1 protein-coding gene is annotated in these 437 nt (G+C 66.6%); it reads left to right on the top strand.

Annotation, left to right across the window (positions count from 1 at the left end):
* Positions 1-437, top strand: a 437-nt coding sequence (locus O7B34_RS32035) for an HAD-IC family P-type ATPase (protein ID WP_337149746.1), incomplete at both ends; no start/stop codon positions are given.

The following is a 437-nucleotide window of genomic DNA, read 5'->3' as shown; positions in this document are numbered from 1 at the left end:
GGTTGTTTATGTCGCCCGCGACGGACGTCTGCTCGGCTCGATTGCGGTCGCCGATACCGTGCGGCCCGAAGCGAAGCAGGCGGTCGAAGCCTTGCAGCGCATGGGCATCCGAACGGTGCTGCTGACGGGCGATGCGCAGCGGGTAGCGACTACCATCGGGGCCGCGCTCGGCATCGAGGAAATCGAGGCGGAGCTGCTGCCGGAAGACAAGTTGGTGCGCGTTCGGGCGCTCGTGGCGGCCAAGCGCAAGGTTGCCATGGTCGGAGACGGCGTCAACGACGCTCCGGCGCTCGCCGAGGCTCATGTCGGTGTCGCCATGGGCTCGGGTACGGACGTGGCGCAGGAAAGCGCTGATGTGGTGCTCCTGGGCAACAATCTGGATCGCTTCGTCGAGACGCTCGCCATTGCCCAGCGCACGCGTGGCATCATCTGGCAGA

The sequence above is a fragment of the Mesorhizobium sp. Cs1299R1N3 genome (assembly GCF_037179625.1).
Lineage (GTDB): Bacteria > Pseudomonadota > Alphaproteobacteria > Rhizobiales > Rhizobiaceae > Mesorhizobium > Mesorhizobium salmacidum.
Note: the sequence above shows the minus strand (reverse complement) of the source record. Positions and strands in the feature narration are given on the sequence as shown.